This window comes from Bacillus sp. SIMBA_005 (genome assembly GCF_046535585.1).
Classification (GTDB): Bacteria; Bacillota; Bacilli; order Bacillales; family Bacillaceae; genus Bacillus; species Bacillus pumilus.
Window position 1 is genome coordinate 87,794 of sequence record NZ_JAWRWI010000002.1, and the last position, 24,907, is coordinate 112,700.

Consider the following 24,907-nt stretch of genomic DNA (forward strand, 5'->3'; position numbering starts at 1 on the left):
CTTACGCCATCTCCTTTTGTTGAAATAGTTGGGATTGTGCCTCGTAAAGCCTTTTGTACTCTCCATCTAGCGCCATTAGCTCTTCATGGTTACCCTCTTCAACGAAAGCACCATCCTTCATCACGATAATCCGATCTGCTAAGCGGGCTGCTCCCATACGATGTGTGATAAACAAGACCCCTTGATCCTGCGTATGATCGAATAGCTTTCGAATGAGTGCAATCTCCGATAGTGGGTCGAGCGCAGAAGTCGGTTCATCTAAAATGATAAAATCACTTTCTCTAAAAAAGGTTCTCGCCATCGCAAGCTTTTGCCATTGTCCGCCAGACAGTTCATGACCTTCTTCAAAAAAACGGCCAAGCTGCGCATCGTATGTTTCTTCCATTTGATGAATTCTTTTCTCTATGCCTGCTTGCCGTGCAGCTGAGATCATGCGCTCTTCCTTACCTATCTCGTCAATACGTCCAAATCCAATATTTTCTTTCACAGTGAATTCGTACTTCATAAAATCTTGAAAAAGGACAGCCATTCTCGCATGATAGGATTTTTTACAAATGGTTGAAATAGACTCACCATTGACCTTTTGCATATTCGGCTTGTCTGGATCATATAAACCGGTCAAACATTTAATTAAGGTCGTCTTACCTGATCCGTTATCACCCACCAATGCAATGCGTTCACCTTTATTGATATGAAAATGTATATGTTCAATCGCAGGCGTTTTCATATTCGGATAGGTAAATGAGAGATTTTCTAGCGTAATGGACTGAATACATTCAATCCTCCGAAGCGATGCCCCTTCCTCTGTCTGCTCACCAATTTCTTCTTCTCTCTTTTGAAAAGTTCTCATTTCATCAATATAGAGACTCGTTTCATATAAACTAGAACATTCTCTCGTCAAATCCTGAAAACCACTTTGAATATTTTGCACAGCTTGGAGCACAGCAACAAACGTACCCGCAGCTAATTTCTTTTGAAAGATAAGAAAGACAATAAAAAGACCACAGCACACATAGGCAAATGTCATAAGCAATCCGCCTGCCATCTCCCAGCGAACCTGACGTTTGAGTAATTTATATTTTTCATCTGCACTTTTTACATAATGACCTTGCCACTTTTGAAGAAGGTAATCTCCAATTCCATATAAACGGATTTCCTTCAATGAATCTCGCTGTGCAACAAGGTCGGATACATACATTTCTCTTCGATCATTGGCCGTTAACATTCGGTTTAATTGATACCGTGCGCCTCCAAAGAAAAGCTCAATCCACAAGACAGGCAGTGTACATAAGATCAGAATGACCGCCAAGCCCCAATGGATACCAATCATATAAATGAGAAGTGATACAACAGTAATCAATGCGCTCATAATTGTAAAAATACTTCTAACCATACTCAGAACATGCTGATGACTGTTCATCACACGTTGACTTTCATTATAAAAAGACGGGTGTTCAAATGTAATATATGGAAGCCTGGTCGCCTTTTGAAGCAATTCACCCTTCAAATGCAAACCAATCAAATTTGTCGCTTTCTGTTGACTAAGCTGAAGAATGAATTGCAGCCCATATCCTAAAACCACAATGACCATTTGCAACCCAAATAACCTTAAAACCTTTTGAATGTCACCTGAAGAAGTCATAAATAAAATAATTTCATTAATCAATGTTTGAATAATCCAGACACTAGCCAAAGGCATAAATCCAACGATCACTTGGATGAATAGAGTTAATAGAAGATATGATCGACTTCTTTTCCAAGTATAAGAGATTGCATAAAAACAATGGTTCACTGTACTCATTAAACGCTCCACCTTACACTATTTAGTATAATTGACATAATTTTGATATTTATATTATGATAGCTCTGCGTAACTTCATTCTGAGAGGACGATATACGATGACTTCAATCTTACTTTTACAGTTAACTCTTATTCTTTGTAGCCTTTTGTTGACGATCGGAATCATGATCTATTTAAAACACCAGATGGCATTAATCATCTTACCAATCCAGCATGTTGGACAAAAACTTGTTCATCCGCTACTCGAAAAATCATCACCTATTCAAATAAATGATTTACTGCAAAACAATCACAAGCAACAGTTGCTTATATTCACTGACACAGCATGTCCGCACTGCATTCCATCACTGGAACAATTCCTAGAAACGAAAAAGCAGCGTCAATTAGACATTTCTTTTAGTATTTTGTTAAAGAATGGGAAAGAAGAGGATCAAGAATTATATCGTGATAACCAAACCAGCATGCAAATTATCTCAGTAGACGAACAAATGATAGGCGCCTTTCATATTGAAGAGTTTCCATATTACATCATGGTAGAAGAAGATGAAACAATCTCATATGCAGCCCCTTTTCCCGATGGTCTTTATTCAAGGTTCTCTGCAAAATAAACATAAATGAGGCATGTGAAGATAAAAAACACACGCCTCTTTTTTTTATTGGTTTGGATCTGTCTGAACATCCTGACCCTTTTCCCTTGCGGCGATTTCACTCGCTTCACTTGAAGCTGTGGCTTGTTCCTCAGCTTGTTCAAACTCACTGCGAGCCTCATTTGAAATATCTACTTGGTCACCATGCTGATTCACATTAACAGACGAAGAAGACGATTCTTTTTGAACCTCTTTCTCTAGTTCCTTTAATTTGGACACATGAAGCTCTAAATCTTTTCCTTGCTGAACCAGAGTCAGTTGTTGAAATAATGCCTTTCTCTCTTCTGGAGAATGGTCGCCTTGAACAATTTTCGCTGCTTGGTTTAAAAAAGAATTGGATGTTTGACCCGCTTGACGACTGTTTGACGTCTGCATAGCATTTGTTAAGAATGAAATTGAAGATATGCTCATGCGTTCACATCCTATTAAATAAAATCCTTGAATTTAGCAGCCACATTTAATGCGTTCTTGGCTAGTACAAATCTCACCTGTATCACGATCCACGTAGTAACGGAAAGTTCCAACACCTTGAAGGAAACAAGTTGGCGCTGATTTGCATGAAGTGACTAATTTTTGCAAAATACATCTTGAAGCTGCAGGTTGAACATTGGTCATTTTGTTTAAGAAACGATCTAACATATGAATTCCACCTTCCAAATTTTATGGTAATACAACACAATAATAACCAATTAAAAGACAACTAACAACATATTTTGATAATTTTACTAATTATTTTTAACTACTAATCTTATTTATGACATAAATTGTCGTTAAAATTCATAGTAAATGTTACTTTTTTCTTATTCGAAGATAATTTATTTATCTATAAATAGTAAAGTGAAGATAGAAATATTTTTTATTTGTTCTACATTCACTCTTCCTAAAGTACTACCTGCTCAAGTATGATAAAGAGTGAATACATAAAGGAGTGAACACCATTGCAACAAACTGAGAAAATCATTCAATCTCTTCATTCGATCACAAAGTGGGGAAAAGTTGGTAGTATATTTCTCTATATTTCAGGGGGCTTAGCTATTCTTATTGGTTTTTGGCTTGTTCTTCCTGCTGCCCTTGGCGTCTTCCTCATTATGATGGGAATCCATGTACAAAAATCTGTAAACGCAGCTGAACAATTAATTCAAACTCCTGATACTTCTTATGAAGAGTTATTAGAACAATATGCTAAGATGATGAAAATGCAGACGCTATTTGCCATATCAAGTATTGTCGCAGCCATTCTCTCATTCATCGCCATTATCCTGATGCTGATATTAGGCGGTCTAGCATTTCTTCAAGAAATTCCTAGTGACATTCAGCAATACGAAGGTGAATACGAAGAAGAGCTTGGTGACTTTTATTAATGCAGGGGGGTATCAATGAATATTCGATACCCCCTTTTGTTTGATCATTTTGCATTGGTCACCCTACTAAGCTTGACATTCCCTCTTGATCATTTTAAAATACAAATCGTAACTATTACGAATTAAAGGAGGGGCCTATTACTGATGCGCGTAAAAATTACCTTAGCCTGTACTGAAACAGGTGACAGAAACTATATCACAACAAAGAATAAAAGAACGAATCCGGACCGACTTGAGTTAAAAAAATATTCTCCTCGGTTAAAGAAATATACCCTTCATAGAGAAACAAAATAATTTTTTAGGTTTTGAATCGTAATCATTACTTTTTAAGAGAGGCGGAAATGAACATGATCGTTGGCAAAGGGACAGAAGGAAATGAATAAGCGAATACCCGTTACAGTATTAAGCGGTTTTTTAGGAGCTGGAAAAACAACAATATTAAATCATGTACTACAAAATCGTAAAGGGTTAAAAGTAGCTGTGATTGTTAATGACATGAGCGAAATTAATATTGATGCAGAACTAGTCAAACAAGGCGGTGAGCTCTCCCGATCAGATGAGAAGCTAGTTGAATTATCTAATGGTTGTATTTGCTGCACATTAAGAGAAGATTTGTTAATTGAAGTAGAGCGCCTATGTAAGACTGGTCATATTGATTATATTGTCATTGAGTCAACAGGTATTAGTGAACCAATTCCAGTCGCGCAAACTTTCTCTTATATTGATGAAGAAATGGGGATAGATTTGACGCGCTTTTGCCGGTTAGACACGATGGTCACTGTTGTAGATGCGAACCGTTTCTGGACCGACTTCCAGTCAGGAGAAAGTCTATTAGACCGTAAACAAGCCGTTTCCGATGATGACGAACGAGAAATTTCCGATTTACTGATTGATCAAATTGAATTTTGTGACGTCCTGATTATCAATAAGTGTGATCTAGTATCAAACTCAGAATTAGACCGACTTGAGCACGTGCTGACAACACTTCAACCAGAAGCATCTATCACCAGAACCTCAAAAGGGCAAGTAAAGCCCAGTGACATTTTAAATACTGGTTTATTCGACTTTGAAAAGTCCAGTGCTTCTGCTGGCTGGATTAAAGAAATCAACGCAGGGCATTCTCAGCATACGCCGGAAACTGAAGAATACCAAATCTCATCCTTTGTTTATGAAAGAAGACTCCCCTTCCATACTGGCAGGTTAAATAATTGGTTAGATCAGATGCCAGAGCAAATAGTTCGCGCTAAAGGATTTACATGGCTTGCCACACATCATGATTTAACCATATTAATTTCACAGGCTGGAAAATCTGTTCAGATTGAACCAATTGCCTACTGGATTGCTGCCTTGCCTGAGCAAGAAAAAGCACAGATATTAAAGCAAGAACCAGAGCTTCTTGATGAGTGGGACGCAGAATTTGGTGACAGGCATACAAAACTTGTGTTTATTGGTGTAGATTTACCTAAAGCAGAAATCATTCGCACACTTGATCAATGCTTACTCACACCTGAGGAATTTGATCAAGATTGGAAAACGTTTGAAGACCCCTTTCAATGGAACATCCAACATTAAGCCAGGAGGGTTTTAAGTGGCAAAGAAGTCTAAAATTGCTAAAGAAAAAAAGCGGCAGCAGCTTGTATTGAAATATGCAGAATTAAGAAAAGAGTTAAAAGAACAAGGTGACTATGAAGCTTTGCGGAAATTACCTAGAGACTCTTCCCCTACCCGCTTAAAAAACCGCTGTGAATTAACCGGTCGTCCTAGAGGTTACTTACGAAAATTTAAAATGTCTAGAATTGCTTTTCGTGAGCTTGCCTATAAGGGCCACATTCCAGGAGTGAGAAAATCGAGCTGGTAAAGATTGAGTTGATCTTATCACAGCTCCAATAAAAGTAAAGCAGTAAAAAATGTTGAAAAATCTATTTTCTAAGCTTATCTCCGCCTTTTTGAGTCACAAAATAACATTTTAAAAACCAGCAGAAACTCTGCTGGTTTTTGATCATGACAGGATTCTTCAGATGAATAGACCTATTTCTAAAAACAGATTTTCAACAATGATTAGGATATTTTCTCTGCTTTTCAAAAAATCATGATCATGATACTTTGTTGTCATTACCCACCGATGTATGACATTTCAACTTTTTTCTGATCTTTCTTCTTCTCTCTCTCGGCTGAATATTGATCATGTCTATTCGACCATATTTCCTTCAATATGTTCTTTATATCTTCATTATCTTTTGTCGAGCGAATCACCCGTTTCAGATCAAAACCCGATGATGCAAAAAGACATGTAAACAATTCACCGCGAGCAGAAAGTCTCGCTCTATTACATGTTCCACAAAAAGCATCTGAAACAGAAGAAATAATGCCTATCTCTCCTGATCCATCTTGGTAAAAGAATCGGTTGGCTACTTCACCTGGATATTGAGGAGGTTCTGGTTTGATGGGAAATGTTGAATCAATTAGACCAATGATCTCTTTCTTTGTCATGACATGCTCTAGATTCCATTTGTTCGTATTTCCGACATCCATAAACTCGATAAATCTGAGAATATGTCCTTCTTTTTTAAAGTAAGCTGCCATTGGCAAAACATCCTGATCATTCACACCTTTTTGAACAACCATATTGATCTTAATAGCAAGTCCAGCTTTTTTTGCAGCCTCAATCCCATCAAACACTTTTTGGATAGAAATATTCCTTCCGTTCATTTGCTTAAAACGGTCAGGATTTAATGAATCCAAACTAATGGTGACTCTTTGAAGACCAGCTTTCTTTAACTTTTCGGCATATACAGGTAAAAGCGTTCCATTGGTTGTCATAGCAATGTCTTCGATTCCTGGAATTTTTGAGAGCTTTTCTATTAAGAGAGGCAAATCTTTTCGCATTAAGGGTTCGCCACCCGTGATGCGTATTTTCACCACACCTAGGTCCTTTGCAAAAAGAGTAGCAAGCTGTTCAATTTCTTCGAAACTAAGCAGTTCTTCTTTATTCAAAAAAGGATAATCTGGTCCAAAAATCTCAGCAGGCATACAGTACGAACATCTAAAGTTACAGCGATCTGTTACTGATATTCTTAAATCGCGCAATGGTCGATGTCTCTTATCCAATATACTGTCCATACTTTGCCTCCTATTCTGTTATACGCTGATGGTGAGTGTATATATTAAAAGATTCTCCTCTGACAAATCCAACTGTCGTGATATTTAATTCTTCTGCCATATTAAGCGCCAGCTCAGTAGGTGCTGATTTTGAGATGACGATTGACACTCCTAGTTTTGCTGCCTTCAATAGAACTTCTGACGATATCCGGCCGCTAAACACAAGAATTTTATCTCTAAGCGGAATCTGATGAAGTAAACAGTATCCATAGATTTTATCTAATGCATTATGTCTTCCTATATCAGTTCTAGTGATGAATAGCTTTTCTGTATCACACAGTCCAGCATTATGCACACCACCAGTATGTTGAAACAATTGGCTTTCTTCTTGTAAACATTTCATTAGACGCATACAAGTTTCAGCAGAAATGCTGATTCGATCAATGGCTGTTTTTGCTGTTTTCACATCTTGGAGAAAATAAAAGTGTCTCCCTTTCCCACAGCAAGAACCAATCACCCGCTTTGTAAAATCTGATGATTGAAATCCGCTTGAGTGAACTAATTCAACATAGGCAAAGCCCATACTTTCATCTATTGTAAACCTTTTAATCTCATTTTCAAATCGAATGACTCCTTCTGAAGCTAAAAAACCGATCACCAACTCTTTCAAATGATCTGGTGAACAAACAAGTGTTACAAATTCCTCTCCATTCACGATCACAGTTAAAGGAAATTCTTCTACAACTTCATCTGTTTTGCAAGTAAATTGACCTTCACGGTATTGGTGTATGACTCGTTTCTTTTTAACAGAAGGATTCATTGTATGATCTTCCTTTCAGCACAAATTTAGTTATATGAACCAATAAAATTGTGATATTATTTTAAAAAGTCATAAAAATGTAACATATTTCTATCTTATCAAACTTTTTGATTGCTTTATATGGGGGGAACAAAATGAACAAATCGAAAAATCGCTGGCTCATCGCAACAAGTGCTGTGGGGATTCATTTATCTATTGGGTCTGTTTATGCTTGGAGTGTTTTTACGAATCCTTTACATCAAGCCTTTCAGTGGTCATTGACAGAAATAAGCCTGACCTTCAGTATTGCTATTTTATTTTTAGGATTATCTGCTGCTTTCATGGGACATTTCGTTGAAAGGTATGGTCCAAGGGCATCAGGGCTCTTCTCAGCCATTTTCTTCGGTATCGGAATGACAGGGTCAGGATTCGCTGTCCACATGTCCTCACTCCCTCTCCTCTATTTATTTTATGGTGTACTCGCTGGGATAGGATTAGGGGTAGGTTATATTGCACCTGTATCAACTTTAGTGAAATGGTTTCCGGACCGAAGAGGACTTGCAACTGGCTTAGCTATTATGGGTTTTGGATTTGCGTCTCTTATTTGCAGCCCAATTATCCAATATCTCATTGAAAAAGTAGATATCGCAAATACCTTTTACATTCTTGGAATTTCCTATTTTATGATCATGGTGATTTCATCTCTTTATTTATCACCACCAACACCTGATGACGTCAAACAATTTGACGTGTTAAAAACAAAACAAAGAAAAATCCCTCAGGATTTATCACAGCTTACAGCAAATGAAGCGATCAAAACACGACGTTTTTATTATTTGTGGCTCATGCTCTTTATTAATATCACATGCGGAATTGCCATTATTTCAGTAGCATCGCCTCTTGCTCAAGAAAGTGTTGGATTCACTGCAGGTGCTGCAGCTACCCTTGTTGGCATTTTAGGTGCTTTTAATGGTTTAGGACGGATTGGCTGGGCTTCCTTCTCAGATTATATCGGAAGGCCGAATACGTATACAATCTTCTTTAGTATCCAGCTCATTGCCTTTCCTTTACTTCCCTACTTAAAAGAACCACTCGTCTTTTCAATCGTGATGGCGATCATTTATACGTGCTATGGAGGAGGGTTTGCCTCAATTCCAGCCTATATTGGGGATTTATTTGGCACGAAACAACTTGGTGCCATACACGGTTATATTCTGACAGCTTGGGCAGCTGCTGGTTTAGCAGGACCTTTATTTTCATCCTTTATCCGGGATATAACAGGTAACTACACGCAGAGTCTGATGGTGTTCTCTGGCTTATTTTTCATCGCTTTTATCATATCTCTTCTCATCCGGAAGGATATTCAGCAGCTTAGAGAAACAAACCTTACTGCTACTTCTTTTATCTCATCCCGACCTTAATTTGAATTTGACAGAATTACAATCTAAAGGTAATTTTTAGATATGAAAACGCTTTATAAAGTAATAGGAGGGTGATGTTATCATGGGGAAAACAAAACATAAGGGGCCTATTAAGCTTAATAAAAAACCCTCACCAAAGCTATGGGCTTCTTTTGCGCCTATGGGACTTGGAAAAGTAAAGCCGAAACACATTCGAGATACGATGAAAGTGGCGTGGGAGAACAAGGATAATCTCCCCTATGCATATCGTATTTTAACGCAAGGCGTGTGTGACGGCTGCGCCCTTGGTGTCTCAGGGTTATATGACCAAACGCTCGCAGGACCTCATATATGCACCACAAGACTAAATGTACTTCGTCTTAATACAATGCCAGCTATTGATCCAAAATGGTTTGAAGACATTCAACAGCTCAAACACATGGACAGCACCACTCTTCGCAAACTTGGTCGTATCCCTTATCCACTCATTCGAAAAAAAGGTGACAATGCCTTTACGCGTATTTCTTGGGATGATGCATTAGATCAAATCGCAGCTAAAATCAAATCAATTGATAAACGGCAGCTCGCTTTCTATTTAACAGCTAGAGGCATTACAAATGAAGTCTATTATACTGCTGCGAAGGCAGCTCGCTTTATCGGGACAAATCATATTGATAATGCGTCTCGCATTTGTCATTCACCGAGCAAAACCGCTCTTAAGCGGTCCCTTGGGATAGGAGCTTCCAGCTGTAATTACAACGATTGGATCGGAACAGATGTCTTAATTTTTTGGGGATCTGTCGCAGCAAACAATCAGCCCGTTTCAACTAAATATATGTATGCGGCGAAAAAGAAAGGAACCAAAATTATTGTCATCAATCCGTACAAAGAGCCTGCCATGGAAAAGTACTGGGTTCCCTCTATTCCAGAAAGTGCTTTATTCGGCACAAAAATCGCGGATGATTTCTATCAAGTCAATATAGGCGGCGATATTGCGTTTATGAACGGTGTCATCAAACATTGGTTTGACATGGAGCAGCACGCCCCCCATTCCGCTCTTGATCATGAATTTATTCAAGCTCATACTACCGGCATACAGGATTTACAGCAGCATGTCGCACAATTGAAATGGGAAGACCTAGAGACATCATCAGGCTTATCAAAAGAAAGAATGAAGGAATTTGCCATCCTTCTTGCCAATGCCAATTCAGGCGTTTTCATTTGGAGCATGGGTCTTACTCAGCACCGCTTTGCAACTGATAATATATCACAGGTTGCCAACCTTGCTATGTTACGTGGATTTATTGGCAGGAAACATTGTGGTGTCATGCCAATTCGCGGGCATAGCGGTGTTCAAGGTTCTGGTGAAATGGGTGCTGACCCATTTGTTTTGCCGGGCAGTGATTTTGATGAGGAGAATATTGAAAGAATCGAAAAAATTTGGGGTTTTGACATTCCGAAGTGGCATGGTGACACTATTGGGCAATCATTTGAGAAAATGACTCTCCCAAAAGAACATCCGCAAAAACTCAAAATGCTGTTTACGAGCGGCGGGAACTTTTTAGAAACGATGCCAAATCCAGATGCGATCGAAAAAGCTTTATCTGAGCTTGAACTTCGTGTCCATCAAGATATCATTTTGAATACCTCTACACTTGTAGAGGCAGAGGAGACGGTAATTGTTCTGCCTGCTATGACAAGGTATGAACAGCCAGGCGGCGGTACATCTACTAGTACGGAACGCATGGTATATTTCAGTCCAGAAATTGAAGGTCCTCGGATTGAGGAAGCCAGAGCAGAATGGGATATTTATATTGATCTTGCAAAAAGAGTACGACCAGAAGATGCTGAGCTGATTCATTTCGAAACGGCTGAAGACATTCGCCGCGAGATTGCGATCGCAAATCGAAACTATGATGGCATCCAGCATTTACGTCATAAAGGAGACGTTTTTCAATGGGGAGGTGCCTGGCTATGTGAAGACGGAGAGTGTCCAACACCGGACGGCAAAGGACATCTTCTTCCTGCCCAGCTGCCTCAATACCGAAAAACCGAGGGTCATTTTCATATCACGACAAGAAGAGGAAAGCAATTCAATTCCATGATCTATAGTGAAAAGGATGCCTTTAATGGTGGGAAGCGTCATTCTATCTTGATGAATGAAGATGATGCTAGAGAACTTTATATCAAAGAAGGTGATCCAGTTGTTTTGTTTAATCAATATGGATCCTACCAAGGAGTCGCTCAATTTGGGGAGTTGAAACGTGGCAATATCGCTGTTTACTGGCCTGAAGGGAACGTTTTAATTCCAAAAGGTGTGTATGAGAGCTACTCACAGATTCCCGAATATAATACGGCGGCCATATTAGAAAAAGCTGAAACCTTTCATGCAAGAAAAGACCAGCACTACGTGGAGAAACGAATTGATGAATTAGAAACTACTTTGAATTGATCTTCACCTAAAAAAACAGCTGGGGAAAACAATCCCCAGCTCCCATTCATATCCTACTGACCAAAAGTGCTCGCTTCACTTTGTAGAATGTGATTCAATTCTTCGGCATTTGCAGCCGGTTGATATTGTCCACCGCCCGCTTTTGCAACAGACTTTAGACTTTTTGCTTCTTTTTCATTCACGTCAAAGCCGATGATATTAACAATGGTGTCAATTCCGCCTTCATGTAGTTCCTTTGCTGCTTGTGAAGGGCTTCCTCCACAAGTTTCTTTACCATCACTGACGACATAGACAATATTTTTCCCTTCAGCCTGGTGATCTTCAAAATCTTGCTTCGTATCTGTTAATGCTTTTGCAAGTGGTGTCCAGCCGGTTGGTTTATACACATTCAGAGCTTGCTGAAATGTTGATGATTCATATGATCCAAATCCATAAACGGCTTCAGAGCTTCCACAAGAAATTGCTTTTCCAGCATTTTTATTGGTTCCTTCATGACCAAACACACGAAGAAGGACTTGTGTATCATCTGATAAAATACTTGCGAAGCTTTGAATAGAACGTTTGGCGATATCGATTTTCTTTTCGCCTTCAACTGATTGCGCCATGCTGCCGCTTAAATCGAGTAATATCACCACATGAGCTGGCTCCTGTTTTTTTGTCACAGCATGAGCTGGTGAAGAAAGAAGCAGGACAAGGCTAGCCAAAATAGTTAATACAATATTGCGTTTCATTTATAAAAACCTCCCTTTTTACATTTGTACAGAAAAAGAGAAACGAAAGCATACATCAATCGTTTCCCTTTTGTTCAGCAAGTTATTCGTGTAATTTTAATGATTCTGCTGACAGGATAGAACCCATTTCTTTACCAGTGCTTGCTTGGTAGTAATGGCCCTTACCAGCTTTGGCTACTTGCTTTAACTGACCTTCATAGCCATCGTTAAAGTCTAATCCAATGACATTCACAACAGTCGACCCTTTAGAGTTATGCAATTCTTTTGCTACTTTTACTGGATCTCCGCCACAAGTTTCTTCGCCATCAGTGATGAGGTACACAATATGTTTTGTACCATTATTAAGCTGTTCATCCGTTTGCTTTGCATCTTCAAGAGCACGAGCAATCGGTGTCCAGCCATTTGGTCCAAGTCCGTTTAATGAGTTTTCGAAGCTGTCTTTTTCGTAAGGCTGTACGCCATAAACGCCTCTAATGACTTCACATGATTGAGCTTTACCTGAATTTTTGTTGTTTCCTTCAGAGCCAAACAAGCTCATACGAATTTTAGCGTCTTTTGGAAGTGACTGAGCAAATTTAAATACCTCTTGTTTAGCGAGGTCAAATTTGCGTTCTCCCTCTACTTTTCTTGCCATGCTTCCACTTGCATCAAGTAAAATGGTGACTCTTACATCTTTGTTATGTTTTTTGACTGTAGATGCTTTTGCAAATACTGGTGAAGAGATTGACATAGATAATGTCAATACAGCTAAGGTTACGAGTGTAAATACTTTTTTCAACATCATTTTTCCTTCCTCCCTATGTATTAAATTGAAACATCTTAATCGTAAAAGATTCTGTCTTGGAATGGTATAGGACTCGGTCCCTTTTTCTCTTTCATCAAAATCACTAAAAATCTGTCAGTTGTCTAGATACATTCACCCAACACATCATTTTTTCTCTTGTTTTCTCCTTCTTTCGAGGGGCTTTGTATCGGCCATCGGTGCTTGTCGGGACGTAAATGTTTAAGATTTCCTGAGGTGCGTCTTAAGTCGCAAATTGACACATTCTGTTCAAACCTCTTGAAACACACAAAAAAGATGCCCCATTCTGAGGCACCTTTGCTTTATTTTTTAGCCATATACGTGTTAAGAAAACGATCAGCTGGTTCAATTTGAATCCCTTTATAATAATGTTTCACGATAGCATCCACTTTTTTGCCTGACTGTGCCATATAATGCGCACCGTACTGACTCATTCCAACACCATGGCCATACCCTTTTGTCGTGATGATGATTTGCTGGCCTTGGCGTTCCCAAGTAAAGTCCGCTGAATGAAGTCCTAATGACTCTCGAATGTCTCTGCCTGTCAGTGTTTTACCGTTTATTACGGCTTTTGCTACTTGATTACCTGGTGTCCGTTCTACTATCTGCCCTACCTGAGCCTGCTGAGTGAGCGTCACACCTAATTTTTGCTGAAATTCACTAACTGGGATGGTTTTCTTGTTTTGAAATTTTGGCGATTTTTCGTCCCATTTACTTGAAACACTTTTCAAATATGGGATTTCATTTTTCCAATAAGCTTCGGCATTTTCCGTTTTCCCGTTACTTGTTGAAAAGAATGAAGCATCAATTGGCTTCTCGTCATAAGTCAGCACTTTTCCTTGTGTGCTGGCGACAGCTTCTGTAACTTTTTTCAATTTCCAATTGTACGCCTTCCCCCAAATTTTCTTGAGTTCCTGCTTGTTTTTATACACCTGGAACATTTGGGTATCATCTACAAGAGAGCCCTTTGGTGATTTGACGGTCTTATCGATAATCATTTGTCTGACGATATACGTTCTTGCGGCGAGTGCCTGTGCCTTGAGTGCTTCCATCTCAAAATCAGCTGGCATTTCAGACGCTACGACACCGATCACATACTCTTCTAAGGGGATGTTTTCTACCTGTTGATGAGCAGAACGATAAACGGGGATAGCGACGGGTGATTGCTTCAATTTGACTGTACCCTTCACTTCTTTTTTAACTGATGGCTCCGCTGATACATGCTGGCTTGCCTCCGGTTTCCCTTGAAACGTCGGCAACACAAGTAAAGTTGGAATCATTAAAATAATGATGCATATTCCTGCGATTGTCCATATCATTGGTTTCATATTTGGCTGCCCCCATTTTCATTGAATCTCTTTTATCCTATGGGGAGGGACAAGCTAATATGACAGCTTCTTTCATTCGGTGGACAAGTCTTTTGATGAAGATAAGAGGCTGTTTATCAACTGATTTTACTGTTCGTCTGTATGAATAAAATTTAAGATGATTGGATACACTAATGATAAGCTTTAAAAATAAAGCAATCTATGATTCTAAAAAAAATCAGCATGCCCCAATGGACACACTGATTTCTTTATGATTACGCGTTCAGATCTGATACAACTTGTTCTTGTGTCACATCTGCTGTTTCATCGTTTACTCTTTCAATATCTGCACCGATTGCTGCAAGCTTCTGGTGGAAGTTCACATATCCACGATCGATATGCTTCAACTCAGTGACACGTGTATGACCTTCTGCTACTAATCCAGCAAGTACAAGTGCTGCTCCTGCTCTTAAATCAGTCGCTGACACTTCAGCACCTTGAAGTTGAACCGGCCCGTTGATAATGACAGAGCGACCCTCAATTTTAATATCACCATTCATACGGCGGAATTCTTCTGCATGCATAAAGCGGTTTTCAAATACCGTTTCTGTAATCATGCTTGTTCCGTTCGCACGAAGCAATAGCGCCATCATCTGAGATTGCATATCCGTTGGGAAACCAGGATGTGGCATAGTTTTTAGATCAATTGGCTTGAGCTCAGATGGTCCAATGACTCTTAATCCTTCTTCTTCTTCAATGATCTGAATACCCATTTCTTCCATTTTTGCTACAAGTGATGTCATGTGCTCCGGCACTGCGCCTTTCACAAGAACATTTCCTTCTGTAATGGCTGCTGCCACCATGAAAGTACCTGCTTCAATTCTGTCAGGGATGATGTTGTGTTTTGCACCGTGAAGTGTTTCCACACCTTCGATTTTGATTGTACCAGTACCAGCTCCGCGAACTTTACCGCCCATGGCATTGATGTAGTTTGCCAAATCAACAATTTCAGGTTCTTTTGCTACGTTTTCTAAAATCGTTGTTCCTTCAGCTAAAGCTGCTGCCATAATGATGTTTTCAGTTGCGCCAACACTTGGGAAATCCAAATAGATTTTCGCACCTTTTAAACGGCCTTTGACTTCAGCCTCGATGAAACCATTTCCTACTTGAATTTTAGCTCCCATTGCTTCAAAGCCTTTTAAATGCTGGTCAATTGGTCTTGAACCAATCGCACAGCCTCCAGGTAATGCAACTCTTGCATGACCTGTTCTTGCTAAAAGTGGTCCCATGACGAGCACAGACGCTCGCATTTTACGGACATACTCAAACGGAGCCTCAGTTTCTAGTGCATGAGATGCATCCACTGATACTTCGTTATTTTCAAAATGTACTTCTGCTCCTAAATGACGTAACACTTCATTGATTGTATATACATCGGAGAGCGTAGGTACATCACAAATTACGCTTTTTTCTGTACTTGCTAACAAAGATGCAGCGATAACTGGTAAAACGGCATTTTTTGCTCCTTCTACTTTAACTGTGCCGTTTAACTTTTGACCGCCGCGGACGATGATTTTTTCCAAGGTCTTCCCCTCCGCGTCCCAAATTCTCTATATTAATATTCAGTCGTTACGATTGGTGTGCCAACCGTAATCGTATGATTTTCGTTCATTTCCGAACTTCTGATGGCAATTTGAACATTCATTTTATCATTTGAAGTCATAATGAACTGTTCCCACTTATCTGTGTAAGCGGAAAGCGACACAAAATTAGACTCAACGAGATACTCAACTGGTTTTGCTTGAAATTCATTTCCTAACATTTCAGCTTTTTTTTGCAAAACAACATCCATCATACCATTTACATGACCATCGAGACAAGTAAAAATTACAAATTTCTCTTGTAATATGCTTTTTGCATGACGTACGAACTGATCATATGTATGCTTCCAGGTATTCAGTGGGCGAGCACCTTTTTGCTCATATAATAAATACGACTTTTGATTGGATTTTGTGTCGGTCTTCACGAGTAAAATTTTCGATAATGTATCATTTTTTTCATCTTTGTAAATTCCTGTGACTTTGGTGACATGTTGTTCTTCTTTTTCGGTCCACTCATACTGTCGTAGTTCGTCTTTGAAACGTTTCACTTTTTTTGAAAATTGTTCAGATGAAATGTTTACATTTGTTTTGGCGTGAAGAGTCCATCCATCTACTTCAATTTGCTGGTTGTTCAGACCTTCTGCTATTTGGGCGAGCGGAGAAGATTCTTCCGCACGAACACCTTGAATCATCAGAACAAAAAAAAGAATAAACGCAAATAATGGCCAACCTTTTATATACTTTCTCACTTGTCATTCCCCCTTGCTACAAGTGTTGCCGCAAGGAGGTCTATGCATACGTGGAAAAGTCATCAAAGGCCATACTTTTGACACTTCTTTTTACGTTCCCGCATAAGGCAGTGACCAAACCTTTTATGTTAGAACATATAAGGGATTTGTCTGGAGAAATTTAAGTAATCAAGGAAGAAATTGCTGACTGCAGATGCAATAGCAATGGTAATGAGCATCATCAGCAATCTTGCCTGAATGATTTTCCCTTTTTTAATTAGTGGGTCAATATTTACGGCAAGCAATGCCCACCATGTAATCGCAATAAAAAACAGGTGGATCACAATACTCACGATTGCTTGTTGTCCTACGTCTTCCATACAGTTGAATCCTCCTTTTATTTATTTCTGTAAAGGAAAACTCCCTTTCATTATATCCGCGAAAATCGGAAAGATGAATCATTTGGAAAAAAGAGCTACATTTAGAGTAAATCCCCTCTTATCCTGGTGCCAAGGAGATGATATACTGCGTGTGGAAGGAGCTGTACACATTGAAAGATTCTTTTCCTGACTTTGTTGATTTGTACGGAGAACTGGTTCCCTCATTTGATCATGAATGGGAGGCCATTGCTTTCTACTTTGATTATAGACAGACACAGCTAGAAGAATTAGCGCAATTGTGTCATTTTCATAACATTTCTTTGGATTATTCTGAGGAGAGCCTGTATCAGTTAGAAACACTTTACTTTGATGCATTTACTAAGCAGTTGTTTGCTGAGTGGAAAATGCCAATAGATGCATTAGAAGCGATGATGAGTGTATATATGGGAGAGGTTGTCCTCCGTCATCATTCAGATGCTGACTGGGTGGTACGTCCTTATATGGACTCTCCGCATCAATATACGCTGGGTTTGCGCCGGCACAATAAAACGTGGCATAGTACGCAGTTTTGCGAGCACTTATATCTTGAAAAACAGGATTCTCACCCGTATGTGTCAATGTACCAATCCCTCATGTCATTCTAAAAAAATCCTTCTTATCATTGTGATAAGAAGGATTTTCTGTTTTATTTCCCTGCTACATTTAAACGGTTTAACGCCCGTTTTAATGCGAGTTCCGCCCGGCGTACATCACTTTCATTCGGGTGGTTCAAATGCTCTTCAGCACGCTGTTTCGCTGATTTCGCACGATCGACATCAACTTTATCTGATGTTTCAGCGGCCTGAGCAAGAATGGTTACTTGTTCAGGGCGAACTTCAACAAATCCGCCACTTACTGCAACCAATTCAGTTGATCCACTATGTTTTAAGCGAACTGCACCGATTTTTAGCGGAGCAACCATTGGAACGTGGCCAGCTAAAATACCAAGCTCACCGCTTTCTGCTCTCACACTGACCATTTCCACATCCGCTTGATACACTGGGCCGTCGGGAGTAACGATATTGACTTGAACGGTCTTCATGCTTTTACCCTCCTAAGGACCAGATTAGGCCTCTACACCCATCTCTTTGGCTTTTTCAACCACTTCTTCAATGCGTCCAACTAAGCGGAATGCATCTTCTGGAAGGTGATCGTATTTACCAGATAAGATTTCCTTGAAGCCTTTAACAGTTTCTTTCAATGGCACGTAAGAACCTTTTTGGCCAGTGAACTGCTCTGCTACGTGGAAGTTTTGAGATAGGAAGAATTGAACACGACGCGCTCTGTGTACAACAAGCTTATCGTCCTCTGATAATTCATCCATACCTAAAATGGCAATGATATCTTGTAGTTCTTTATAACGCTGCAATGTTTGCTGCACTTCACGCGCAATGGCATAGTGCTCTTCGCCAACGATCTCAGGTGCAAGTGCACGAGATGTTGAAGCAAGAGGATCAACCGCTGGGTAAATACCCATTTCAGTCAGCTTACGCTCAAGGTTTGTCGTTGCATCAAGGTGAGCGAACGTTGTTGCTGGAGCTGGATCCGTGTAGTCATCCGCAGGTACATAGATCGCTTGAATCGATGTAACCGACCCTACGTTTGTAGACGTGATACGCTCTTGCAGCTGACCCATTTCTGTTGCAAGTGTCGGCTGATAACCTACCGCTGAAGGCATACGTCCAAGAAGGGCTGATACTTCAGAACCTGCTTGTGTAAAACGATAGATGTTATCGATGAAGAACAATACGTCTTGACCTAGTTCATCACGGAAATGCTCTGCCATTGTCAAACCAGTTAGGGCAACACGCATACGTGCACCTGGTGGCTCGTTCATTTGTCCGAAGACCATGGCTGTTTTTTCAATAACGCCAGAATCTTTCATTTCGTAGTAAAGGTCGTTTCCTTCACGTGTACGCTCTCCAACACCAGCGAATACAGAAATACCGCCGTGTTCTTGTGCGATGTTGTTGATCAATTCTTGAATCAGAACGGTTTTACCTACACCGGCTCCACCGAATAGACCGATCTTTCCGCCCTTGATGTAAGGAGCAAGAAGATCAACAACTTTAATACCCGTTTCAAGAATTTCAACTTCTGTAGAAAGTTGATCAAAAGAAGGCGCTTGTCTGTGGATTGGATCTCTTTGAGCTTCCACACCAAGTGGCTCATCTAAGTCAATGTTATCTCCCAGTACGTTGAATACACGTCCAAGTGTTACGTTACCAACTGGTACTGAAATTGGTTTTCCAAGGTCTACAGCTTCCATACCACGCTTCACACCATCTGTTGAAGCCATTGCAATGGTTCTCACTGTATCGTCACCTAAATGTAGTGCTACTTCTAAAGTTAAGTCGATATCAACTTCACTTTCACTTTCCGCTTTATGCGAAACTCTGATCGCATTATAAATCTCAGGCAAGTGACCATCTTCAAAACGAACGTCTACGACTGGTCCCATGATCTGACTGATGCGTCCTGTTTTCATTGCATTCCCTCCTGACAATTATTTCTATTCTAAGGCAGCTGCTCCGCCGACAATTTCTGTAATCTCTTGTGTAATCGCTGCTTGACGAGCACGGTTGTAAGAGAGTGTCAGGCTGTCGATCAATTCCTTTGCGTTGTCTGTTGCACTCTTCATTGCTGTCATTCTTGCAGCATGTTCACTTGCTTTACTGTCAAGAAGCGCACCGAAAATCAAACTCTCTGCATATTGAGGAAGGAGAACTTCAAGAATTTCTTCTTCAGAAGGCTCAAACTCATAAGATGCGGAACGTTTATTAGGTGTCGCTGCGGCCGAAATGTCCGTTAGCGGCAATAATTTCTTCTCTGTTACTTCTTGTGAAATGGCACTGACAAAGTGGTTGTAGAACATGTAAAGTTCGTCAAACGCTTCATCAGAGAACATTTGAACTGTACTGCTTGCTAATTCTTTAATATCAGCAAACGCTACTTCGTCTCCAAGCCCTGTTACTTCAGAAATAACTGGAATACCGCGCTTTTTGAAGAAGTCGCGTCCGATTTTACCAATCACAATCACCGCATATTCATCAGCTGACTGATGACGAGATTGAATGGTTTGGTAAGCGGCACGCAAAATCGAGCTGTTAAAAGGTCCTGCAAGTCCTCGATCAGATGTAATGACGAGATATCCTGTTTTCTTGACAGGTCTTGAAAGAAGCATTGGGTGCTTAGCACTTGTTCCAGTTGCGATTGCAGCAACCACTTCCTGGATTTTCTCCATGTAAGGAACAAAAGACTTCGCATTGTTTTCAGCACGATTCAGTTTCGCAGCTGATACCATTTGCATCGCTTTTGTGATCTGACTCGATTTTTTCGTTGACGTGATCCTTGACTTTATATCGCGTAATGAGGCCAAAGATTTCACCACCTTTTTTCAGGAATCCGTGTTCATTTACGTGAAAAGAGAGAAAAAGAGAATCTTTTTCTCTCGGAAAGATTACTAATTAGTTGCTTGGTGCAAACGTACGTTTAAAGCCTTCGATGGCTGTATTCCACTCTTCATCAGCAGGCATGTTTCCTGTTTGAGAGATCGTGTCAAACAATCCTTTATGATTTTCTTCAATGTACATGAATAACTCAGCTTCGAAACGTTTGACATCAGCAACCGCGACATCGTCTAAGTATCCTCTTGTGAGTGCATAAAGAATCGCTACTTGTTTTTCAACTTTAAGCGGTTTGTTCAAGTCTTGTTTTAAGACTTCAACAGTTCTAGCACCACGGTTTAATTTTGCTTGAGTCGCTTGGTCTAGATCAGATCCAAATTGAGCGAATGCTTCAAGCTCACGATAAGAAGCAAGATCCAGACGAAGTGTACCTGCTACCTTTTTCATCGCTTTGATTTGTGCAGAACCACCTACACGGGATACAGACAATCCTGCGTTTACTGCTGGACGTACGCCTGAGAAGAAGAGGTCAGATTGTAAGAAGATCTGTCCATCTGTGATTGAAATAACGTTTGTTGGGATATATGCAGAGATATCACCAGCTTGCGTTTCTACGAAAGGCAATGCTGTGATAGAACCGCCACCCTTTGCGTCACTAAGCTTCGCTGCACGCTCTAATAAACGAGAGTGAAGATAGAAAACATCACCAGGGAATGCCTCACGACCTGGAGGACGACGAAGCAATAATGAAAGCTCACGGTAAGCTGCCGCTTGTTTAGAAAGGTCATCATATACAACAAGTACGTGCTTGCCGTTATACATGAATTCCTCACCCATCGTTACACCTGCATAAGGAGCAAGGTAAAGAAGTGGAGCTGGCTGTGATGCAGAAGCTGTGACTACAATTGTGTAATCAAGCGCACCATGCTTACGAAGTGTTTCAACAACACCACGAACCGTTGATTCTTTTTGTCCGATCGCTACATAAATACAGATCATGTCTTGATCTTTTTGGTTAAGGATCGTATCAATTGCAACAGATGTTTTACCTGTTTGACGGTCACCAATGATCAATTCACGCTGTCCGCGTCCGATTGGAATCAAGGCATCAATTGCTTTAATTCCTGTTTGAAGCGGCTCATGTACAGATTTACGATCCATAACGCCTGGTGCTTCACTTTCGATTGGACGAGTTTTGCTTGTTAAAATTGGACCTAGTCCATCAACAGGCTGACCAAGTGGGTTCACAATACGTCCGATTAACTCTTCACCTACTGGAACCTCCATGATACGACCTGTACGTTTTACATCGTCACCTTCGCGGATATCTTTGTAAGGTCCTAAAATAACGATACCTACGTTAGACTCCTCAAGGTTTTGAGCCATACCCATTACACCGTTAGAGAACTCAACCAGCTCTCCTGCCATAATGTTGTCAAGGCCATGTACACGCGCGATACCGTCCCCTACTTGGATGACTGTACCGACATCTTTTACTTCAATTTCAGATTGATAGTTTTGGATTTGCTGCTTTATCAGCGCGCTAATCTCTTCAGCTTTGATACTCACTAAGGTTTCACCCCTTCTAACGATTTTCGCCTGCAAGCTGACGTTCAATGCGGGAAAGCTTTCCGCTGACACTGCCGTCATAAATGCGGTTTCCGATACGGATTTTCACTCCGCCTATTAGATCCTTGTCAATCACATTTTCAACACGCAGTGATGTGACTCCGGCTTTTTTGGCAAATACTTCAGATAAAGATTGAATTTCAGCACCGCTCAGCGGTTTCACTGAATACACGATCGCATCGTCTATTTGTTTCGTGCGGTTTGCAAGTTTCACAAACTCAGACGTCATCTCAGAGAAAATGTTCGTGCGTCCTCGGTCAATCAATAAATACATTGTGTGCAATACATGTGTCGAAACACCTTTGAAAGCTTCTGCAATCAAATGTTTCTTTTTGTCTGCCGTAATCTTTGGATGAACAAGAAAGTCATTCAACTCTTGGTCAGCCTTTAGAACTTTTTCAATCTCATTCAGCTCTTTTTCAGTTTCGTCTACTGCCGAAGAAGCAAGAACGATGTCAAAAAGAGCAGAAGCGTAACGCTTAGAGACAATAGTCACGCTCATCGGCTTTCGCCTGCCTCTTTAAGATACTCTTGAATCAATTTCTCTTGTGCTTGCTCATCAAGTTCTCTTTCGATCACTTTAGATGCAATAAGTACAGATAGTGATGCAACCTGCTCGCGCAGTGCAGCCACAGCTTGTTCTTTTTCTTTCACGATTTCAGTTCTAGCAGACTCTTTCAAGCGCTCTGACTCTTGACGTGCTGCTTGAATGATCTCTTCTTTTTGTTTCTCACCAATCTTTTTCGCATTTTCGATGAGTGTATGTGATTCTTCGCGTGCTTCTTTCAATAAGACACGTTGTTCTTCAAGAAGCTTTTCAGCTTGAACGTGCTTTTGTTCAGCACTTGAAATTTCATTTCCTATATAATCTTCACGCTGTTTCATAATCCCTAATAAAGGCTTAAGCGCAAATTTCTTTAAAAGTGCAAGCAAGATGAGCATAGCGATCAGCTGGAATATCATATCCCCGGCATTGAAACTTAAGCCACCTGCTCCTAAAACCACTGGTAACTGAGACATTTAGTACGGCAACTCCCTTCTTTAAATAATATGTTAAGAAACAAAACATAAAGGAATGGCGAAGTTTCGAACTAATCTGATCTTCGCCATTAAAATTCATATTAGAACGCTTCTCACATATTAACCAAAGAATGCCAAGAATGCGATAACGACAGCGATAATTGGAAGTGCCTCAACTAAAGCTACCCCGATGAACATAAGAGTTCTTAGTTCTCTACCAGCTTCTGGCTGACGAGCGATTCCTTCAACTGTTTTAGATACGATTAGACCGTTACCAATACCTGCTCCTAGTGCTCCCAAACCGATTGCAATTGCTGCTGCTATTAAATTCATTAAAAAGCTCCTCCTTTAAAATAACGTCCTTTTTGGACTCTCAATTTTTTAGTGTTCGTCGCTGACTTTATGAGAAATGTACACCATTGTCAGCATGGTGAAGATAAATGCTTGGATTGTTCCGACAAACAAACTGAATGCCTGCCATACAATCATTGGCACGATGGCACCTAATGTACCAACGATACCAAGCGCAATGTTTTGCGTGTAGAAATTGGTCGCTAGTCCTGCAAGCAAACCAAGAAGAATCTCTCCAGCAAAAATGTTTCCATAAAGACGCAAACCAAGTGTTAGCGTGTTTGCAAATTCTTCAATTAGTTTCAATGGTACTAAAAGCGGAATTGGTCTAAAGTAGTCTTTCGTATATTCCTTGACTCCTTTTGCCTTGACACCGTAATAATGTGTCAAGCCCATGACCATAATCGCTAGTGTCATTGTGATTGCAGGGTCTGCTGTTGGTGATTTCCACCACAAGTTGTGATCGACCGTAATCGAAAATGGCAGTCCAAGCATGTTTGAAACAAATATGTACATGAGTAATGTAACGCCTAGCGCTAGAAATGGGGCTCCTGTTTTCATGTCCATCGAACTACCTATGATATTTCGAACAAAATCAACTATCCATTCCATGAAGTTCTGCGCCTTTGTCGGACGAATAGACAGAACACGAGTAGTCAGCACCGCTATGAGAAGAACGATGATACTAGCAATCGTAATCATGAGAACATTGGATAAGTTGAACGTTAACCCTAAAAATTCTGTCGTTTTTGAACTGTGACCCAAAGAGTATTCACCTCTCTTCCATAGTAGAACGTTTAAGTTGAATGAAGGAATCTATCATAATGACAGGATATATTGTCATTAATCCTATAACAACACCTGCCAGATGAACTTCATTAGGGTAACGCCAAGCAATCGCTACTGCGAGAATTGCGTTGGCCCACCTGGCTGTACTTCCCATTGAACGAATGGATTTTCCTTTTTTAACCGCTCGATCAAAAGCGTGCATTCTCCGTATAAGAAGGAATAAATTAAAGAAAGCAAAAATTGTGCCGATAATCAAACCAAGAAACAGTGGTTTAAAACCAGGCATGGCATAGCCAAACACAAAAATTGCCAATAGATAGAACATGTATTTACTCTGTCTGCGGAAAATCGCGTTTGGATCGTTCATTCATCTGACTCCCGATGAAAAATATTGTAAAAAAGGTGATAAATGGTGATGAAAACTGCGTAGAAGACGCTTATGATAAGCAGTCCTGTTCGAAAAAAATCAATCACCCATCGGTCTAATTGCACAATCAGACTTGAAATCTAAAGATCTATGGGATGTTGCTTCATTCGCTGATACAAACCCTGATAATTAAAGGG

General features: G+C 40.1%; 28 protein-coding genes. 8 read left to right on the forward strand and 20 right to left on the reverse strand.

Annotation, left to right across the window (positions count from 1 at the left end):
* Position 1 precedes the first annotated feature (1 nt).
* Positions 2 to 1,801 carry an ABC transporter ATP-binding protein gene (locus tag SB660_RS03080; RefSeq protein WP_410581291.1) on the reverse strand — a complete coding sequence of 600 codons (1,800 nt, stop codon included), beginning with the start codon at positions 1,799 to 1,801 and terminating at the stop codon, positions 2 to 4.
* 98 nt (positions 1,802 to 1,899) lie between these two features.
* Here SB660_RS03080 and SB660_RS03085 point away from each other — a divergent pair, with 98 nt between their 5' ends.
* Positions 1,900 to 2,409, forward strand: a complete 510-nt coding sequence (locus SB660_RS03085; protein ID WP_180309952.1) for a thiol:disulfide interchange protein — start codon at positions 1,900 to 1,902, stop codon at positions 2,407 to 2,409.
* Between the two features lie 45 nt (positions 2,410 to 2,454).
* Here the strand turns inward: SB660_RS03085 and SB660_RS03090 are convergent, their stop codons facing one another.
* Positions 2,455 to 2,859 (reverse strand): hypothetical protein, encoded by a 405-nt coding sequence (locus tag SB660_RS03090; protein ID WP_180309951.1) that lies wholly within the window; start codon positions 2,857 to 2,859, stop codon positions 2,455 to 2,457.
* A 33-nt stretch (positions 2,860 to 2,892) separates the two neighbouring features.
* Positions 2,893 to 3,087 carry a hypothetical protein gene (locus SB660_RS03095; RefSeq protein WP_169055864.1) on the reverse strand — a complete coding sequence of 65 codons (195 nt, stop codon included), beginning with the start codon at positions 3,085 to 3,087 and terminating at the stop codon, positions 2,893 to 2,895.
* 299 nt (positions 3,088 to 3,386) lie between these two features.
* Here SB660_RS03095 and SB660_RS03100 point away from each other — a divergent pair, with 299 nt between their 5' ends.
* The 4 genes from SB660_RS03100 (at position 3,387) to rpsN (ending at position 5,667) form a co-directional block, all read left to right on the forward strand.
* Positions 3,387 to 3,809 (forward strand): DUF5362 family protein, encoded by a 423-nt coding sequence (locus tag SB660_RS03100; RefSeq protein ID WP_058013487.1) that lies wholly within the window; start codon positions 3,387 to 3,389, stop codon positions 3,807 to 3,809.
* A gap of 144 nt (positions 3,810 to 3,953) precedes the next feature.
* Positions 3,954 to 4,103, forward strand: coding sequence for a 50S ribosomal protein L33 (rpmG, locus tag SB660_RS03105; protein WP_003214771.1), 150 nt, complete (start codon positions 3,954 to 3,956; stop codon positions 4,101 to 4,103).
* A gap of 81 nt (positions 4,104 to 4,184) precedes the next feature.
* Positions 4,185 to 5,381 (forward strand): GTP-binding protein, encoded by a 1,197-nt coding sequence (locus tag SB660_RS03110; protein WP_410581295.1) that lies wholly within the window; start codon positions 4,185 to 4,187, stop codon positions 5,379 to 5,381.
* Positions 5,382 to 5,397: 16 nt separating this feature from the next.
* Positions 5,398 to 5,667: a 30S ribosomal protein S14 gene (rpsN, locus tag SB660_RS03115; RefSeq protein WP_410581297.1), complete on the forward strand. Its 270-nt coding sequence runs from the start codon at positions 5,398 to 5,400 to the stop codon at positions 5,665 to 5,667.
* A gap of 254 nt (positions 5,668 to 5,921) precedes the next feature.
* Here rpsN and moaA read toward each other — a convergent pair whose 3' ends face one another.
* Together moaA and fdhD are read right to left on the reverse strand one after the other, a co-directional pair.
* The gene (gene moaA, locus SB660_RS03120; RefSeq protein WP_180309948.1) at positions 5,922 to 6,929 is read right to left on the reverse strand and encodes a GTP 3',8-cyclase MoaA; all 1,008 of its coding nucleotides are present in this window, start codon (positions 6,927 to 6,929) and stop codon (positions 5,922 to 5,924) included.
* Positions 6,930 to 6,939: 10 nt separating this feature from the next.
* Entirely contained in the window at positions 6,940 to 7,728 is a 789-nt protein-coding gene (gene fdhD / locus SB660_RS03125; RefSeq protein WP_058013484.1) for a formate dehydrogenase accessory sulfurtransferase FdhD, read from the reverse strand.
* 134 nt (positions 7,729 to 7,862) lie between these two features.
* On the opposite strand from fdhD, the gene SB660_RS03130 reads away from it, so the two are divergent.
* Positions 7,863 to 9,128 (forward strand): L-lactate MFS transporter, encoded by a 1,266-nt coding sequence (locus tag SB660_RS03130; protein WP_410581300.1) that lies wholly within the window; start codon positions 7,863 to 7,865, stop codon positions 9,126 to 9,128.
* A gap of 82 nt (positions 9,129 to 9,210) precedes the next feature.
* A complete protein-coding gene (locus tag SB660_RS03135) occupies positions 9,211 to 11,559 on the forward strand; it encodes an FdhF/YdeP family oxidoreductase (RefSeq protein ID WP_410581301.1) in 2,349 nt (782 codons plus the stop codon).
* Between the two features lie 53 nt (positions 11,560 to 11,612).
* Here the strand turns inward: SB660_RS03135 and SB660_RS03140 are convergent, their stop codons facing one another.
* From SB660_RS03140 to SB660_RS03165, 6 genes are all read right to left on the reverse strand, one after another.
* Complete coding sequence (locus SB660_RS03140; protein WP_058013481.1) at positions 11,613 to 12,290, reverse strand: VWA domain-containing protein; 678 nt, start codon at positions 12,288 to 12,290, stop codon at positions 11,613 to 11,615.
* An 82-nt stretch (positions 12,291 to 12,372) separates the two neighbouring features.
* Positions 12,373 to 13,071, reverse strand: coding sequence for a VWA domain-containing protein (locus SB660_RS03145; protein WP_081042276.1), 699 nt, complete (start codon positions 13,069 to 13,071; stop codon positions 12,373 to 12,375).
* A 323-nt stretch (positions 13,072 to 13,394) separates the two neighbouring features.
* The gene (gene spoIID, locus SB660_RS03150; protein WP_410581304.1) at positions 13,395 to 14,420 is read right to left on the reverse strand and encodes a stage II sporulation protein D; all 1,026 of its coding nucleotides are present in this window, start codon (positions 14,418 to 14,420) and stop codon (positions 13,395 to 13,397) included.
* A gap of 254 nt (positions 14,421 to 14,674) precedes the next feature.
* Positions 14,675 to 15,982: a UDP-N-acetylglucosamine 1-carboxyvinyltransferase gene (gene murA / locus SB660_RS03155; RefSeq protein WP_034660278.1), complete on the reverse strand. Its 1,308-nt coding sequence runs from the start codon at positions 15,980 to 15,982 to the stop codon at positions 14,675 to 14,677.
* 32 nt (positions 15,983 to 16,014) lie between these two features.
* Positions 16,015 to 16,749: a YwmB family TATA-box binding protein gene (locus SB660_RS03160; RefSeq protein ID WP_180309945.1), complete on the reverse strand. Its 735-nt coding sequence runs from the start codon at positions 16,747 to 16,749 to the stop codon at positions 16,015 to 16,017.
* Between the two features lie 128 nt (positions 16,750 to 16,877).
* Positions 16,878 to 17,108 (reverse strand): DUF1146 family protein, encoded by a 231-nt coding sequence (locus SB660_RS03165; protein ID WP_025208130.1) that lies wholly within the window; start codon positions 17,106 to 17,108, stop codon positions 16,878 to 16,880.
* 137 nt (positions 17,109 to 17,245) lie between these two features.
* On the opposite strand from SB660_RS03165, the gene SB660_RS03170 reads away from it, so the two are divergent.
* Entirely contained in the window at positions 17,246 to 17,752 is a 507-nt protein-coding gene (locus SB660_RS03170; RefSeq protein WP_371869430.1) for a hypothetical protein, read from the forward strand.
* A gap of 41 nt (positions 17,753 to 17,793) precedes the next feature.
* Here the strand turns inward: SB660_RS03170 and SB660_RS03175 are convergent, their stop codons facing one another.
* The 9 genes from SB660_RS03175 to SB660_RS03215 all read right to left on the reverse strand — a co-directional run bounded on the left by SB660_RS03175 (position 17,794) and on the right by SB660_RS03215 (position 24,710).
* Positions 17,794 to 18,189, reverse strand: a complete 396-nt coding sequence (locus tag SB660_RS03175) for a F0F1 ATP synthase subunit epsilon (protein ID WP_003214592.1) — start codon at positions 18,187 to 18,189, stop codon at positions 17,794 to 17,796.
* A 24-nt stretch (positions 18,190 to 18,213) separates the two neighbouring features.
* Positions 18,214 to 19,635 carry a F0F1 ATP synthase subunit beta gene (gene atpD, locus SB660_RS03180; protein ID WP_012011546.1) on the reverse strand — a complete coding sequence of 474 codons (1,422 nt, stop codon included), beginning with the start codon at positions 19,633 to 19,635 and terminating at the stop codon, positions 18,214 to 18,216.
* A gap of 24 nt (positions 19,636 to 19,659) precedes the next feature.
* Complete coding sequence (locus tag SB660_RS03185; RefSeq protein WP_012011547.1) at positions 19,660 to 20,526, reverse strand: F0F1 ATP synthase subunit gamma; 867 nt, start codon at positions 20,524 to 20,526, stop codon at positions 19,660 to 19,662.
* Between the two features lie 88 nt (positions 20,527 to 20,614).
* Positions 20,615 to 22,123, reverse strand: a complete 1,509-nt coding sequence (atpA, locus tag SB660_RS03190; RefSeq protein ID WP_012011548.1) for a F0F1 ATP synthase subunit alpha — start codon at positions 22,121 to 22,123, stop codon at positions 20,615 to 20,617.
* A gap of 16 nt (positions 22,124 to 22,139) precedes the next feature.
* Positions 22,140 to 22,685, reverse strand: a complete 546-nt coding sequence (locus SB660_RS03195) for a F0F1 ATP synthase subunit delta (protein ID WP_410581309.1) — start codon at positions 22,683 to 22,685, stop codon at positions 22,140 to 22,142.
* The gene (atpF, locus tag SB660_RS03200) at positions 22,682 to 23,203 is read right to left on the reverse strand and encodes a F0F1 ATP synthase subunit B (RefSeq protein ID WP_003214532.1); all 522 of its coding nucleotides are present in this window, start codon (positions 23,201 to 23,203) and stop codon (positions 22,682 to 22,684) included. The genes SB660_RS03195 and atpF overlap by 4 nt, the downstream gene beginning before the upstream one ends.
* Before the next feature lie 120 nt (positions 23,204 to 23,323).
* Positions 23,324 to 23,536 carry a F0F1 ATP synthase subunit C gene (atpE, locus tag SB660_RS03205; protein WP_003214968.1) on the reverse strand — a complete coding sequence of 71 codons (213 nt, stop codon included), beginning with the start codon at positions 23,534 to 23,536 and terminating at the stop codon, positions 23,324 to 23,326.
* Positions 23,537 to 23,584: 48 nt separating this feature from the next.
* Positions 23,585 to 24,319 (reverse strand): F0F1 ATP synthase subunit A, encoded by a 735-nt coding sequence (gene atpB / locus SB660_RS03210; RefSeq protein WP_003215198.1) that lies wholly within the window; start codon positions 24,317 to 24,319, stop codon positions 23,585 to 23,587.
* A 7-nt stretch (positions 24,320 to 24,326) separates the two neighbouring features.
* The gene (locus SB660_RS03215; protein WP_003215321.1) at positions 24,327 to 24,710 is read right to left on the reverse strand and encodes an ATP synthase subunit I; all 384 of its coding nucleotides are present in this window, start codon (positions 24,708 to 24,710) and stop codon (positions 24,327 to 24,329) included.
* Between the last annotated feature and the right edge of the window lie 197 nt (positions 24,711 to 24,907).